This is a genomic window from Streptomyces sp. NPDC003691 (assembly GCF_053981115.1).
Genome location: NZ_JBSFNQ010000021.1, coordinates 19,471 through 34,383, shown reverse-complemented (window position 1 = coordinate 34,383; position 14,913 = coordinate 19,471). Strand labels below are relative to the sequence as shown.

General features: G+C 72.7%; 16 protein-coding genes. All 16 read left to right on the top strand.

Annotated features, from left to right (window positions below; genetic code table 11):
* The first annotated feature begins 95 nt into the window (after positions 1-95).
* The 16 genes from ftsH to dprA all read left to right on the top strand — a co-directional run bounded on the left by ftsH (position 96) and on the right by dprA (position 14,658).
* The gene (gene ftsH, locus ACWDR0_RS13190; RefSeq protein ID WP_456351753.1) at positions 96-2,015 is read left to right on the top strand and encodes an ATP-dependent zinc metalloprotease FtsH; all 1,920 of its coding nucleotides are present in this window, start codon (positions 96-98) and stop codon (positions 2,013-2,015) included.
* Positions 2,016-2,460: 445 nt separating this feature from the next.
* On the top strand, positions 2,461-3,054 hold the full coding sequence (locus ACWDR0_RS13185) for a hypothetical protein (RefSeq protein WP_040913943.1): 594 nt from the start codon (positions 2,461-2,463) through the stop codon (positions 3,052-3,054).
* A gap of 204 nt (positions 3,055-3,258) precedes the next feature.
* Positions 3,259-3,696, top strand: coding sequence for a 30S ribosomal protein S16 (gene rpsP, locus ACWDR0_RS13180; protein WP_456351752.1), 438 nt, complete (start codon positions 3,259-3,261; stop codon positions 3,694-3,696).
* Between the two features lie 2 nt (positions 3,697-3,698).
* A complete protein-coding gene (locus ACWDR0_RS13175; protein WP_005311361.1) occupies positions 3,699-3,938 on the top strand; it encodes an RNA-binding protein in 240 nt (79 codons plus the stop codon).
* Positions 3,939-4,167: 229 nt separating this feature from the next.
* Entirely contained in the window at positions 4,168-4,794 is a 627-nt protein-coding gene (gene rimM / locus ACWDR0_RS13170) for a ribosome maturation factor RimM (RefSeq protein ID WP_456351751.1), read from the top strand.
* The gene (gene trmD / locus ACWDR0_RS13165) at positions 4,794-5,615 is read left to right on the top strand and encodes a tRNA (guanosine(37)-N1)-methyltransferase TrmD (RefSeq protein ID WP_456351750.1); all 822 of its coding nucleotides are present in this window, start codon (positions 4,794-4,796) and stop codon (positions 5,613-5,615) included. Before rimM ends, trmD begins: the two co-directional genes overlap by 1 nt.
* Positions 5,616-5,744: 129 nt before the next feature.
* Positions 5,745-6,095: a 50S ribosomal protein L19 gene (gene rplS / locus ACWDR0_RS13160; protein WP_456351749.1), complete on the top strand. Its 351-nt coding sequence runs from the start codon at positions 5,745-5,747 to the stop codon at positions 6,093-6,095.
* 89 nt (positions 6,096-6,184) lie between these two features.
* Positions 6,185-7,120: a signal peptidase I gene (lepB, locus tag ACWDR0_RS13155; protein ID WP_456351748.1), complete on the top strand. Its 936-nt coding sequence runs from the start codon at positions 6,185-6,187 to the stop codon at positions 7,118-7,120.
* Positions 7,113-8,267, top strand: a complete 1,155-nt coding sequence (gene lepB / locus ACWDR0_RS13150) for a signal peptidase I (RefSeq protein ID WP_456351747.1) — start codon at positions 7,113-7,115, stop codon at positions 8,265-8,267. Before lepB (ACWDR0_RS13155) ends, lepB (ACWDR0_RS13150) begins: the two co-directional genes overlap by 8 nt.
* Complete coding sequence (lepB, locus tag ACWDR0_RS13145; RefSeq protein WP_456351800.1) at positions 8,264-9,301, top strand: signal peptidase I; 1,038 nt, start codon at positions 8,264-8,266, stop codon at positions 9,299-9,301. The genes lepB (ACWDR0_RS13150) and lepB (ACWDR0_RS13145) overlap by 4 nt, the downstream gene beginning before the upstream one ends.
* A gap of 103 nt (positions 9,302-9,404) precedes the next feature.
* Positions 9,405-10,145 carry a signal peptidase I gene (gene lepB / locus ACWDR0_RS13140; protein WP_456351746.1) on the top strand — a complete coding sequence of 247 codons (741 nt, stop codon included), beginning with the start codon at positions 9,405-9,407 and terminating at the stop codon, positions 10,143-10,145.
* Positions 10,135-10,767, top strand: coding sequence for an NUDIX hydrolase (locus tag ACWDR0_RS13135; RefSeq protein ID WP_456351745.1), 633 nt, complete (start codon positions 10,135-10,137; stop codon positions 10,765-10,767). The genes lepB (ACWDR0_RS13140) and ACWDR0_RS13135 overlap by 11 nt, the downstream gene beginning before the upstream one ends.
* Before the next feature lie 55 nt (positions 10,768-10,822).
* Complete coding sequence (locus ACWDR0_RS13130; protein WP_003965949.1) at positions 10,823-11,131, top strand: DUF2469 domain-containing protein; 309 nt, start codon at positions 10,823-10,825, stop codon at positions 11,129-11,131.
* Between the two features lie 301 nt (positions 11,132-11,432).
* Positions 11,433-11,795, top strand: a complete 363-nt coding sequence (locus tag ACWDR0_RS13125) for a YraN family protein (RefSeq protein WP_456351744.1) — start codon at positions 11,433-11,435, stop codon at positions 11,793-11,795.
* Entirely contained in the window at positions 11,795-13,408 is a 1,614-nt protein-coding gene (locus ACWDR0_RS13120) for a YifB family Mg chelatase-like AAA ATPase (protein WP_456351743.1), read from the top strand. Before ACWDR0_RS13125 ends, ACWDR0_RS13120 begins: the two co-directional genes overlap by 1 nt.
* Positions 13,405-14,658: a DNA-processing protein DprA gene (dprA, locus tag ACWDR0_RS13115; protein ID WP_456351742.1), complete on the top strand. Its 1,254-nt coding sequence runs from the start codon at positions 13,405-13,407 to the stop codon at positions 14,656-14,658. Before ACWDR0_RS13120 ends, dprA begins: the two co-directional genes overlap by 4 nt.
* Positions 14,659-14,913: the final 255 nt, after the last annotated feature.

The window sequence follows — 14,913 nt, the reverse complement described above, 5'->3', positions numbered from 1 at the left end:
ACCCCTCTCGTACCGGAACGCGGCCCCTCGCGGCTGTCCACAGGCGGTTGTCCACAGGGGATGCCGACGCCGTCCTTCTGTCTTAACGTCCCCGTATGAGCAACCCCGTGCCGCCGCGCCGGGCGCCCGACGACTCCTGGCGCTCCGAAGGTGCGCCCCCGTCCCCGCCGCCGCGGAAGAAGCGGCCCGGCGGCTGGTGGGGGCTGGTCCTGACGGCGGTGGTGGTCTATCTCGTCATCAGCCTGGTGATCTCGCTGTTCCGCTCGGGCGGCAAAGAGCCCACCGTCTCGTACACCGAATTCAGCCGGCAGGCCGCCGCGGGCAATATCTCCAAGATCTACTCCAAGGACGAGTCGATCGAAGGGGAGCTGAAGAAGAAGGCCCCCCTCCCGGACGGCGACGGCGACTACACGAAGTTCATGACCGAGCGGCCCGCCTTCGCCACCGACGACCTGTGGGGCGAGCTGACCCGCGGCGGGGTGACCGTCACCGCCGAACCGGTCGTCCAGAAGACCAGCATCTGGTCCTCCCTGCTGATCGCCTTCCTCCCCATGCTGCTGCTGATCGCCGTCTGGGTGTTCGCGGCCCGGCGGATGGGCGCCGCCCTCGGCGGCGGCGCCTTCGGCCGCAAGGAACCGCCCAGACCGGTCGAGCTGCTCCCCGGCAAACGGACCACCTTCGCCGATGTGGCCGGTATCGACGAGGTCGAGGGCGAGCTCAACGATGTCGTCGACTATCTGAAGCACCCCGGGGCCTACCGGCGGATGGGCGCCCGGATGCCCGGCGGCGTCCTGCTGGCAGGCCCGCCCGGCACCGGGAAGACCCTGCTCGCCCGGGCCGTCGCCGGAGAAGCCGGGGTGCCCTTCTTCTCCGCCTCCGCCTCCGAGTTCATCGAGATGATCGTCGGGGTGGGCGCCGGACGGGTCCGGGAGCTGTTCTCCGAGGCCCGCAAGGTCGCCCCGGCGATCGTCTTCATCGACGAGATCGACACCATCGGACGGATCCGCGGCGGCGGCGCCGGACTCGGCGGCCACGACGAGCGGGAACAGACCCTCAACCAGATCCTCACCGAGATGGACGGCTTCACCGGCTCGGAAGGGGTGGTCGTGCTCGCCGCGACCAACCGCGCCGATGTCCTCGACCCGGCGCTGACCAGGCCCGGCCGCTTCGACCGGGTTGTCCAGGTCTCCCCGCCCGACCGTCCGGGGCGCGAGGCCATCCTCCGGATCCACACCCGGGAGATCCCGCTCGCCCCCGATGTCGACCTGGCCCGGATCGCCGCCGCCACCCCCGGAATGACCGGCGCGGACCTCGCCAATCTCGCCAACGAGGCCGCGCTCCTCGCGGTCAAGCGCCGGGAGGAGTCCGTCAGCCAGTCCGATCTGACCACGGCGCTGGAGAAGGTCCAGCTGGGTGCGGAGCGCCCGCTGGTGCTGAGCGCGGAGGAGCGGCGGCGCACCGCCTACCACGAGAGCGGCCACGCGCTCCTCGGGATGCTCCAGCCCGGCGCCGACCCGGTCCGCAAGGTGACCATCGTGCCGCGCGGGCGGGCCCTGGGCGTCACCCTCTCCACCCCGGAGGCCGACAAATACGCCTACACCGAGGAGTATCTGCGCGGCCGGATCATCGGGGCGCTCGGCGGAATGGCCGCCGAACAGCTCGTCTACGGGGTGGTGACCACCGGCGCCGAGAGCGACCTGGAGCAGGTCACGGGGCTGGCGCGGGGCATGGTGGGCCGCTGGGGGATGAGCGAGCGGGTGGGCAGGCTGACGGCGGTCCCCGGCGATGCCCAGGTGCCGTACGGGCTCTCCGCCGCGCCCGCCACGCTGGACTCCGTCGACCACGAGATGCGGCGGATCGTGGACGAGTGCTACGAGCGGGCCTCCGGGCTGCTGCGGGAGAACCGGCACCGGCTGGACGCCCTGGCCGGGGCCCTGCTGGAGCACGAGACCCTGGAGGAGGACGCCGCCTACCGGGCCGCGGGCATCGTCCGCACCACGAAGGGCGACGCCTGACCGGCCCCGGGACCCCGGGGCTGAGGGGCCGCGGGGCCGCGGAAGGCGGGCCGCCCGTACCCGCGCCCCGGCCCCGCCCGAACCCGCCCGAACTCGTATCCGCGCCCCGTACCCACCCGAACCCGAACCCGAACCCGTACGCGGGCCGGATCCGCACACGGGGGCGGACTTCGGCCGTACACGGCACGGAAACAGGCGGGACACCGCGGAGAAACGGAGAACCGGCCTTTTCGGGCGGGCCGTTTCGGTACGGTGTCCGGAGTCCGGACGGCAGGCGCCGCCGTACGAGGTACTACGTACCACCTTGATGCTCACTGGGAGCCTTCTCCGCAGATCGGCGTACCCGCCCTCGTCGGGACACATCAAGGGCAACTGACGGGTACGTGCAAAATATTTGGGATGCCCCGTAATGGAACCGTGGGCCGCCCAGGCTCGTTATCACGACGTGAGCACGACACCACCTGTTCTCGCCGCAGAGCTGGCGCAGGCATGGGCCGACATTCAACGGCACCATGCCGAGCTGCCGGATCTCGCCGCGCCAGAGTCCCTGATCGGAGAGTCGTCGTCCGCCTGCGGCGGCGAGCTGTCCTTCGAGCGACTGCTCCACGAGGCAGTCCACGGCATCGCCGCCGCCCGAGGTGTCCGCGACACCTCCCGCGCCGGCCGCTACCACAACCGCAGATTCCTGGCGATCGCCGAGGAGATGGGCCTCGACCACGCCGATGAGCCGCATCCCAGCAGCGGCTTCTCGCTGGTCGTGCTCAGCCCGGAGGCCAAGAGGCGGTACCGCCCGACGATCGAGCGACTGCAGCGCGCCCTCAAGGCGCACACCGTCGCCACGGCGTCCGACACCAAACGCTCCTTCCGCGGACCCGCGGCCCGGCACGGGTCCTCGGGCGGAGGGGTCCGGGTGAAGGCGGTCTGCGACTGCGGCCGCAACGTCCGGGTCGTTCCCTCGGTCCTCGCCCAGGCGCCCATCGTCTGCGGCGGCTGCGGCAAGCCCTTCCGTATCCCCGAACCGGTCGCCGCGGCGAGCTGACCCCCGGCCGGCCGCCTGACGGGGGCGGTGCAGGTCCGGGGGACAGCGCGCCATCGGCGTGTGGCACAATGGCTAGCTGTACTCGACGGCCGCACAGGACCCCTCTCTCCTCCGGCTGACGCGTCCATCGGGCACCCGAGTACCGCAACCCCACGTGGCATCTCGTTGTGCCCAACCACGTCAAGACCAGGAGACACCACACCCGTGGCAGTCAAGATCAAGTTGAAGCGTCTCGGCAAGATCCGTTCGCCTCACTACCGCATCGTCGTCGCCGACTCCCGTACCCGCCGTGACGGCCGGGCCATCGAGGAGATCGGCCTGTACCACCCGGTGCAGAACCCCTCGCGCATCGAGGTCGACTCCGACCGCGCCCAGTACTGGCTGTCCGTCGGCGCCCAGCCGACCGAGCCGGTCCTCGCCATCCTGAAGCTCACCGGCGACTGGCAGAAGCACAAGGGCCTGCCGGCCCCGGCGCCGCTGCTGGTGGCCGAGCCGAAGGCCGACAAGCGCGCCGCGTTCGACGAGTTCGCGAAGACCCTGGAGGAGGGCGCGCCCAAGGGCGAGGCCATCACCCAGAAGGCCAAGAAGTCCGACAAGAAGGCGGACGAGGCGGCTGACGCTGCCGAGTCGACCGAGGCCTGAGCATGCTCGAGGAGGCTCTCGAGCACCTCGTCAAGGGCATCGTCGACAACCCGGACGATGTACAGGTCGCTTCCCGCAACCTCCGTCGCGGGCGCGTTCTCGAAGTCCGGGTCCACCCCGACGACCTCGGTAAGGTGATCGGCCGCAACGGCCGCACCGCGCGCGCTCTGCGCACCGTCGTGGGCGCCATCGGCGGCCGTGGTATCCGTGTCGACCTCGTCGACGTGGACCAGGTCCGCTGAACAAGATCAGTACCGGCTCGGGCCGGGAGAGGCCATCGGCCTTTCCCGGCCCGAGCCGTCTCGCTGTCCGGAGCCGGCAGGCCCCGTAGCCCCCGTAGCGGAGGCCGCCGCGGCGCTCCGGACGTAACGTCGGACCGGGGCCGGACCGCCGTCCGGCGGGTCCTCACGGCCGCCCGGACAGGCGGAACCACGGCCCCGGCCCGGGGCCCGACCACAGGAGAGCAACGAAGTGCATCTGGTAGTCGCCCGGATCGGCCGTGCCCACGGCATCCGGGGCGAGGTCACCGTCGAGGTGCGGACGGACGAGCCCGAGCTGCGGCTCGGCCCCGGCGCCGTACTGGCCACCGACCCGGCGAGCACGGGCCCGCTGACCGTCGAAGCCGGACGGGTGCACAGCGGCAGGCTGCTGCTGCGCTTCGCGGGAGTGACCGACCGCAACGGCGCCGAGGCCCTCCGCAACACCCTGCTGATCGCCGACGTGGATCCGGACGAGACCCCCGACGACCCCGACGAGTACTACGACCACCAGCTCGTCGACCTCGACGTGGTCCTCACCGACGGCACCCCCGTCGGCCGGATCACCGAGATCAGCCATCTGCCCTCGCAGGACCTGTTCATCGTGGAGCGGCCCGACGGCGAGGAGGTCATGATCCCCTTCGTCGAGGAGATCGTGACCGTGATCGACCTCGACGAGCAGCGGATCGTCGTCGACCCGCCGCCCGGGCTCCTGGACGACCGCGCGGAGATCGCCTCCGCCCGCGACGCCGCCGCCGAAGAGGCCGGCGGGACTGACGGGACGGACGGGGCGGACGAGCCCGGCGGCCCCGGCCGGGGGCCCGCGAAGGACGGCGTCTGATGCGGCTCGACGTCGTCACGATCTTCCCCGAGTACCTGGAACCTCTGAACGTCTCCCTGGTCGGCAAGGCGAGCGCCCGCGGCGTCCTCGACGTCCGGGTCCACGACCTGCGCCGCTGGACGTACGACCGGCACCACACGGTCGACGACACGCCCTACGGCGGCGGCCCCGGCATGGTCATGAAGACCGAGCCCTGGGGCGAGGCCCTGGACACCGCGATCGCCGACGGCTACGAGGCCGGGGCCCACGACCCCGTACTCGTCGTCCCCACCCCCAGCGGCCGCCCCTTCACCCAGGAGACCGCCGTCGCCCTGGCCCGGCAGCCCTGGCTGATCTTCACCCCGGCCCGCTACGAGGGCATCGACCGCCGGGTCATGGACGAGTACGCCGGCCGGATGCCGGTCCACGAGGTGTCCATCGGCGACTACGTCCTCGCGGGCGGCGAGGCGGCGGTTCTGGTGATCACCGAGGCGGTGGCCCGGCTGCTCCCCGGCGTCCTCGGCAACGCCGAGTCCCACCGGGACGACTCCTTCGCCCCCGGTGCCATGGCGAACCTCCTGGAGGGCCCCGTCTACACCAAGCCCCCCGTCTGGCGCGGCCGGGCCGTCCCCGAGGTGCTCACCGGCGGCCACCACGGCAAGGTCGCCCGCTGGCGCCGGGACGAGGCGCTCCGCCGTACCGCCGCCCACCGGCCCGATCTGCTGGAACGCTGCGATCCGGCGGACTTCGACCGCAAGGACCGCGAGATCCTCTCCCTGCTGGGCTGGGCGCCCGGGCCCGGCGGCCGATTTTGGCGCGGGCCGCAGGCCGTGGAAGAATAGGCCGCTGCCGTACGTCCGGCGTGCGCCCCTGCCACAGGGGGACACGACGCCCGCTCCGACGGGACGGCCCCTGAACTCCATTTCTCTCCCGCTGATGACCTGTGGCATCGGCGAAGAAAGCAGACGAACATGACGCACGTGCTCGACGCCGTCAACGCCGCTTCCCTGCGGACCGACCTCCCCGCCTTCCGCCCCGGTGACACCGTGAACGTCCACGTTCGCGTCATCGAGGGCAACCGCTCCCGTATCCAGCAGTTCAAGGGCGTTGTCATCCGCCGCCAGGGCGCCGGCGTCAGCGAGACCTTCACGGTCCGCAAGGTTTCCTTCTCCGTCGGCGTCGAGCGGACCTTCCCGGTCCACAGCCCGATCTTCGAGAAGATCGAGCTGGTCACCCGTGGTGACGTCCGCCGCGCCAAGCTGTACTACCTCCGTGAGCTGCGCGGCAAGGCCGCGAAGATCAAGGAGAAGCGCGACCGCTGAGCCGTCGGCCCGGTGGTCCGCCACGGACCGGCGGGCCGGGGCTCACGCCTCGTACGGGTCCACAGCGCGGCCGGATAGGCTCGTCCGCGATGGACACCGAGAACACACGCACGGAGCGCGACCGCTCTTCCGAACCCGACCGCCCGGACCCCGTCCCGGCGGCGGAGCCCGGCACAGCCGCCGGGACCACGGAAGAGGGGGCGCGCTCCGTGCGTTTTCCGGTGCTCGCGCGGGTATCGGGTCTGCTGGGCGGCTCCTGGCGCCGGACGGCCCTGCTGGCGGCCGTCTGCCTCGGGACCGTACTGCTGGTCAGCCGGTTCGTGGTCCAGCCGTTCCATATCCCCAGCGGATCCATGGAGCCGACGCTGCGGACCGGGGACCGGGTGCTGGTGAACAAGCTGGCGTACGGAGAAGGGGAGGAGCCGGCCCGCGGGGACCTGATCGTCTTCGACGGTACGGGGTCCTTCGTACGGGAGGAGCCGGAGACCGACCCGGTCCGGGGAGCGGTCCGCGGGGCATTCGCGGCCGTGGGGCTCGCCGAGCCCGCGGAGACCGACTTCGTGAAACGTGTCATCGGACTGGGGGGCGACCGGGTGGTCTGCTGCGACGAGGAGGGCCGGCTCACGGTGAACGGCACCGCGCTCGACGAGCGCTATCTGCACCCCGGCGACGCCCCCTCCGACGTGGCCTTCGACATCGTCGTCCGGCCGGGCACCCTGTGGGTGATGGGCGACCACCGCAGCGACTCCCGCGACTCCCGTGACCACCTGGGCGATCCGGGCGGCGGCATGGTCCCCGTCGAGAACGTGATCGGGCGGGCCGACTGGATCGGCTGGCCCGCCGGGCGGTGGGGCTCAGCGGGGCGTACGGACGCCTTCGACCGGGTCCCGGACGCGCCCGAGGGCTCCGCGCCGGACGCCCCGGGAAGCTGGACCGGCGGCCGTCCCGGCCCGTCGGCGGAGCCCACCGGATCCGGTGCCCCGTCCCCGGGCGGGGGAGCGGCGGGCGGGCGGCCCCATGGGTAGGCGGGGACGGCCCGCGGGCGCGCCCGCGGACACCCGGCTGCCCACCGGCACCCGGCCCACCGACGGCTCCGCGGTCCCGCCCGGCGGCCGGGCCGAGCGGCGCAGGCTGGCCCGCAAGGTCCGGCGCAAGCGGCGGCGGTCGGCGCTGAAGGAGATCCCGCTGCTGGTCGGGGTGGCCCTGCTGATCGCGCTGGTGCTGAAGACCTTCCTGGTCCAGGCGTTCGTGATCCCCTCGGGGTCCATGGAGCAGACCATCCGGATCGACGACCGGGTGCTGGTGGACAAGCTCACGCCGTGGTTCGGCTCGGAACCGGAGCGCGGGGACGTGGTGGTCTTCAAGGATCCCGGCGGCTGGCTCGCGGACGATCTCGTACCGCCCGTGAAGAAGGACGATCCGGTTGTCGTCAAACAGATCAAACAGGGGCTGACCTTTATCGGCCTGCTGCCTTCGGAGGGCGAGCAGGACCTGATCAAACGGGTCGTCGCGGTCGGCGGGGACACGGTGGCGTGCTGCGACAAGGACGGCCGGGTCACCGTCAACGGGGTCCCGCTGACCGAGTCGTACATCAATCCCGGAAACGTTCCCTCGGCGCGGGCCTTCGAGGTGCGGGTGCCCGAGGGGCGGCTCTTCGTGATGGGGGACCACCGGTCGAACTCGGCGGACTCCCGGGCCCATCTCGACGAGGAGGGCCGGGGCACGATCGCGGTGGACGAGGTCGTCGGCCGGGCCGTGGTGATCGCCTGGCCGGTCCGCCACTGGGCCCGGCTCGACGGCCGCGAGGTCTATGCTTCGGTACCGAACGCGCGTTCGGACGAGGGGGCGGCGGCGAGTCCTTCGCTTACCCTGTCGTCCCAGGACCACAAAGGAATGCTCGTCCTCCCGAGCCCTGCGGAACTCTCGCTCGTTATGGGAGTGATGGGCCTGCTCGTCCTGCGGAGACTTCCGGGGCCTGCGGGTGGACGGATCACACAGACTGAGGAGTTGATGTGGGGGACGTGGCGGTCGGCGCACGGTCCGGACACGAGCAGCCGGAAGACGGGCCGAAGGGCCCCGACGGGCCCGCCGGGGCCCCGGGGACTGCCGGGTCTCCGGTGGCGTCGGCGTCCGCCGCGCCGGCGGCCCCGTCCTCCGTGGCCGCTTCGGTGAAGAGCGGTGACGGGGAGCAGGCGGCGGGCGGAGCCGGCGGCTCCGGCGGGCCCACCGGCCCGGGTGCGCCGCGCGACGGCGGACCGGGCGGCCCGGGCTCCGGCGGCGGAGCCGCGGTGCCCCCGTCGTCCGACGGCTCCTCGTCCGACGGTTCCTCGTCCGGCGGGGCCTCCGGCACCGGCGACGGCGGTGACGACGACGAGACCAGCCCCAAGGCCCAGCGGTCGTTCTGGAAGGAACTGCCGATCCTGATCGGCATCGCCCTGGTGCTGGCCCTGCTCATCAAGACGTTCCTGGTCCAGGCGTTCTCCATCCCCTCGGACTCCATGCAGAACACCCTCCAGCGCGGGGACCGGGTGCTGGTGGACAAGCTGACCCCGTGGTTCGGCTCCGAGCCCGAGCGCGGCGAGGTCGTCGTCTTCCACGACCCGGGCGGCTGGCTGGAGGGCGAGCCGACGCCCGAGCCCAATGTGATGCAGAAGTTCCTCAGCTTTATCGGCCTGATGCCGTCGGCCGAGGAGAAGGACCTGATCAAGCGGACGATCGCGATCGGCGGCGACACCGTGGAGTGCAAGAAGGGCGGCCCGGTCAAGGTCAACGGCGTGGCCCTCGACGAGCCGTACATCTTCCCCGGCGACACCCCCTGCGACGACCAGCCCTTCGGCCCGCTCACCGTGCCCAAGGACAAGATCTGGGTGATGGGCGACCACCGCTCCAACTCCCGGGACTCGCGCTACCACACCGAGGACGTCAACGGCGGCTTCGTCCCCGTCGACAAGGTCGTCGGACGCGCGGTGGTGATCGCCTGGCCGGTGAACCGCTGGGCGACCCTGCCGATCCCCTCGACGTACGACCAGAAGGGCATCAACGAGCACGCCGCGGCCCTGGTCACCTCCTCCGCGCCGCTCGCCATGGGCGCCCTCGGCGCCGTACCGCTGGTGCTGTGGCGCAGGCGGCGGCTGCTCGCCCGCGAGGCCGTACGGCAGACCGCCCCGGCGCAGGCCGGCGCGGGCCGGACGCCCGGGGCACCGTAAGACGGCCCGGCGCGGGATACCGCCCGGTAGGGTGCCGTCCCGGGGCAGGACGCGCGGGACGGCCGGGCGTCCGGGAGGCCCTCCGGGACGGGGGAGCGCCGGTATGGCAGCAGAACGTACGGACGACGGCCACGGCCGCCTCGGCACCAGACTGTCGGGGCTGGCCGTGGCCGTCGGCTGTGTGCTCTTCCTCGGCGGCTTCGTCTGGGGCGCGCTGCTGTACCAGCCGTATCTCGTGCCGACCGACTCGATGACCCCGTCCGTGGCCGTCGGCGACCGGGTGCTCGCCGAACGCATCGACGGCGACGAGGTGCGGCGCGGGGACATCGTGGTCTTCCGGCAGACCGCCTGGGGCGACGCGCCGATGGTCAAACGGGTGGTCGGGGTCGGCGGCGACACCGTCGCCTGCTGCGGCCGGAACGGCCGCCTCACCGTCAACGGGACGCCTGTCGACGAACCGTACGTCCGCGGCGGCGGGCCCGCCTCGCCCACCGGTTTCAGCACCACCGTCCCCGACGGGAAGCTCTTCCTCCTCGGCGACGAGCGCGGCAGCTCCCTCGACTCCCGCAGCCACCTCCAGGACGCCGCCCGCGGCTCCGTACCGCGCACGGCGGTGGAGGCCCGTGTCGACGCCGTCGTCTGGCCCCTGCCCGGCTCCTTCCTGGAGCGGCCGGAGGGCTTCGCCGGCTTCCCCGGGGGGATCTCCCGGCCGGGGCCCGTGGAGCCGCTGGTATGGGCCATGGGCACCGGCGTACTGCTGATCTTCGGCGGATCGGCGTACGGCCCGGTCGCGGGCAGGTTCGGCGGCGGGCGGCGGCGGGAGGCGGCGAGCGGTGCGCGATGAGACGGCGCCGGAGCGGCAGCCGGGTCCGGAACCGGGTCCGCAACCGGGTCCGGCGCCGGAGAACCGGCAGGGCACGGGTACGGAACCCGGCACGGAACCCGGCTCCGGTGCGGAACCGGACTCCGGGCACGGCACGCCCGGCGAACCGCGGCAGGCGGCCCGCGTCGTCCTCCTCGACCCCGACGACCGCATCCTGCTGGTCCACGGACACGAGCCCGACGACCCCGCGAAGAGCTGGTGGTTCACCCCGGGCGGCGGCCTGGAGAGCGGCGAGACCCATGAACAGGCCGCCCTCAGGGAGCTCGCCGAGGAGACCGGTATCACCGGCGTACAACTCGGCCCCGTGATCTGGCGGCGGCGCTGCTCCTTCCCCTTCGCCGGACGCCGCTGGGAACAGGACGAGCGCTACTACCTGGCCCGTACGGCACGGACCACCGTCCGGCCCGGCGGCCTGACCGAACTGGAACGGCGCAGCGTCACCGGGCTGAGGTGGTGGACCTCCGCCGAACTGTCCGCGGCCCATGAGACGGTGTACCCGACCAGGCTCGCCGGGCTGCTCCGCACGCTGCTCGACGAGGGCCCTCCACGGACGCCGGTGGTCCTCGACCCCGAAATCGCCTAGGGACGGGAGTCGCTGGCGCACAATGGGGGGACGCACGGCTGAAGGGGAACATGCCATGAGCGCCGAGGACCTCGAAAAGTACGAGACCGAGATGGAGCTGAAGCTCTACCGGGAGTACCGGGACGTCGTCGGGCTGTTCAAATACGTGATCGAGACCGAACGCCGCTTCTACCTCACCAACGACTACGAGATGCAGGTCCACTCGGTGCAGGGCGAGGTGTTCTTCGAGGTCTCCATGGCGGACGCCTGGGTGTGGGACATGTACCGGCCCGCGAGGTTCGTCAAGCAGGTCCGGGTACTCACGTTCAAGGACGTCAACATCGAAGAACTGAACAAGAGCGACCTCGAACTCCCGGGCGGCTGACCCCGCCCGCGGCACACTCGTCCCCCGGCCGGGATCCGGCCGGGGGACGAGCCGTTTTCCCGGCTTCCTCCAGCTCTCCCACCCGCCCTCACCCACTCGCGCCCACCCGTACCCGCTTTCTTCCGCTTCCTCCTGTCTTCTTCCGCTCCGGCCTGCTTTCGGGCCGGCGGAACCGGGACGCTCCGCCGCCCCTCGCTCACCCGCACGGGTGAGCGACTTATCCACAACCCGCCGGTTGTCCACCAAGATCCGCACGCGGACCGGCGGCACGTCACCCTCGGTGCCAGGAGGTGGTGCCGACATGAACGCAACGGGGGCACTGGGACGGTACGGAGAGGACCTCGCCGCACGGCTGCTGGCCGACGCCGGGATGACGGTCCTCGCCCGCAACTGGCGCTACGGACGGACAGGTGAGATCGACATCGTCGCCCGCGACGGCGAAACCGTCGTGGTCTGCGAGGTCAAAACCCGGAGGGCGGGCCCCTTCGAGCACCCCATGCAAGCCGTGGGCCCGGCCAAAGCCGCCCGTCTGCGGCGGCTCGCCGAAGGCTGGCTCGAACAGCACGGCGGAGCCCCGCTCGGCGGCATCCGCATCGACCTCGTCGGAGTGCTTCTGCCCCGGCGCGGCGCCCCCGTCGTGGAACACGCCAAGGGGGTGGCCTGATGGGATTCGCCCGCGCCTGCTCCGTCGCCCTCGTCGGCGTCGAAGGCGTCGTCGTCGAGGTCCAGGCCGACCTCGAACCCGGCATCGCCGCCTTCACCCTCGTCGGACTCCCCGACAAGAGCCTCACCGAAAGCCGCGACCGGGTCAGGGCCGCCGTGGTGAACTCCGGCGCCGAATGGCCCCAGAAGAAACTCACCGTCGGCCTCAGCCCCGCATCCGTCCCCAAAGGCGGCAGCGGATTCGACCTCGCCGTCGCCTGCGCCGTCCTCGGCGCCGCCGAACGCGTCGACGCCCGCGCCATCGCCGACCTCGTCCTCATCGGCGAACTCGGGCTGGACGGCCGCGTCCGGCCCGTCCGCGGCGTCCTGCCCGCCGTCCTCGCCGCCGCCGAAGCCGGCTACCGGCAGGTCGTCGTCCCCGAACAGACCGCCGGAGAAGCATCCCTGGTCCCCGGCGTCTCCGTGCTCGGAGTCCGCAGCCTCCGCCAGCTCATCGCCGTACTCAACGACGAACCCGTCCCCACCGAGGAACCCGTCTCCGACGGCCCCGACCCGATGCTCGCCGGACTGATGGTCCCCGGCGCCGGAATCGGCACCGGACTCACCGCCGGCCCCCACGGCACCCCCGACCTCGCCGACGTCGCAGGCCAGCACCTGGCCAGGACCGCCCTGGAAATCGCCGCCGCCGGCGGCCACCATCTCCTGCTCTCCGGCCCGCCCGGAGCCGGGAAAACCATGCTCGCCGAACGGCTCACCGGCCTCCTCCCGCCCCTCACCCGGCGCGAATCCCTGGAAGTCACCGCCGTCCACTCGGTGGCCGGCCTGCTCCCGCCCGGCCAGCCCCTCGTCCGCCGCGCGCCCTACTGCGCCCCGCACCACTCGGCGACCATGCCCGCCCTCGTCGGCGGCGGCAACGGAATGCCCCGCCCGGGAGCCGTATCCCTCGCACACCGCGGCGTGCTTTTTCTTGATGAATCGCCTGAATTCTCAGTAAAAGCCCTCGATGCACTGCGGCAGCCCCTGGAATCCGGCCATGTGGTCATCGCCCGCAGCGGCGGCGTGGTCCGGCTCCCCGCCCGATTCCTCATGGTCCTCGCCGCCAACCCCTGCCCCTGCGGCCGCCACACCACCCGGGGCGGCACCTGCGAATGCCCGCCCGCCCAGATCCGCCGCTACCAGGCCCGGCTCTCCGGACCTCTCCTCGACCGCGTCGACCTCCGGGTCCGGGTCGACCCCGTCCACCGGGCCGACCTCCTCGGACAGGGCGGCCGCGGCGAGTCCAGCGCCACCGTCGCCGAACGCGTCCGCCTGGCCCGGCAACGCGCCGCCGACCGGCTCGCCGACACCCCCTGGACCGTCAACAGCGAAGTACCCGGCCACGAACTCCGCACCCGCTGGCCCGCCGACCCCGGCGCCCTCGCCGCCGCCGAACGAGACATGGAACGCGGACTCCTCACCGCCCGCGGACTCGACCGGGTCCTCCGCGTCGCCTGGACCATCACCGACCTCGCCGGCCGCGACCGCCCGGAGCCCCAGGACATCGGCCTCGCCCTCGAACTCCGCACCGGAGTACCCCGCGGCACCGCCGTCCCCACCGCCGGAGGACCACGATGACCCGCCCCGACTCCCACCGCGACCCCCGCCCCGCTCCCGGGCCGGGAGAGCACGGGCCCGCCGCCCCGGCCCGGAGCGCCGCCCCGCCCCCGCCCGACGACCGGGAACGCGCCGCCCGAGCCCTCCTCACCCGCATCACCGAACCCGGTGACCGCAGAGTCGGACAGTGGCTCGGCCAACTCGGCGCCACCGCCCTGCTCCACCGCATCACCCACCCCGGAGACACCCCCGGCCCCCCGCTCCCCGGCGCCACCCCCCGCAGGCTCGCCGCCTACCGGGCCCGCGCCGCCACCGCCGACCCCCGGCGGGACCTGGACACCATCGCCGCCCTCGGCGGCCGGTTCATCTGCCCCGGCGACCCCGACTGGCCCACCCAGCTCGACGACCTCGGCCCCACCCGCCCCATCGGCCTCTGGACCAGAGGCACGGCCCCCCTCAGGACCTGGGCCCTGCGCTCCGTCGCCATCGTCGGCGCCCGCGCCTGCACCCCCTACGGATCGCATATGGCCACCACCCTCGCCACCGGCCTCGCCGAACAGGGCTGGGTCGTCGTATCCGGAGCCGCCTTCGGCATCGACGGAGCCGCCCACCGCGGCGCCCTCGCCGCCGACGGCGCCACCATCGCCGTCCTCGCCTGCGGAGTCGACACCGGATACCCCTCAGGACACACCGAACTCCTCCGCCGCATCGCCCGCCAGGGGCTCGTCATCGGCGAACTGCCGCCCGGAGACCACCCCACGCCCAGCCGATTCGTCCTCAGAAACCGCGTCATCGCCGCCCTCACCCGCGGCACCGTCGTCGTCGAAGCCGCCTACCGCAGCGGCTCCCTCGTCACCGCCCGCCGCGCCCGCGAACTCGGCCGCCACACCATGGGCGTTCCCGGCCCCGCCACCAGCACCCTCTCCGCAGGAGTCCACGAACTCCTGCGCGCCGAAGGCACCCTGGTCGCCGACGCCCACGACATCACCGAACTCATCGGCCGCATCGGCGAACTCGCCCCCGAACGACGCGGCCCCGTCCACCCGAGGGACCTGCTGGACCCCGAGAGCGCCCGCGTCCTCGAAGCCCTCCCCGCCCGCGGCACCAACCACCCCGCCGCGCTCGCCGTCGCCGCCGGAACGACCACCGACCGCACACTCGCCAGACTGTACGAACTCCACGCGCTGGGATTCGTCGAACGCACGGGGGACACCTGGACCCCGGCCCCCCGCACCCAACGCGAGTCGAACACGCGGCGAGGCGGTCCTTGATCCGGAGCATTCGGGTGAAAAAGTGACGGGAGCGACCTTTGCGGTGCCGTCCGCCGTCTCCGGAGACCGGCGTACGCCGTCGCGGCACCGGCCCGCGGATACCGGACCGGCGGAACCCTCCGCGCGCGGTCGCCCACCGACCTTCGCCCACTGCGACCAGTCAGTCACGCTACGCTCACCACCTCCGGTCATGGCACCCGCACCCCGGACCGTGCGCTCCACCGCTCCCCGCTCCCGCTCCACCGCTCCCCCCCC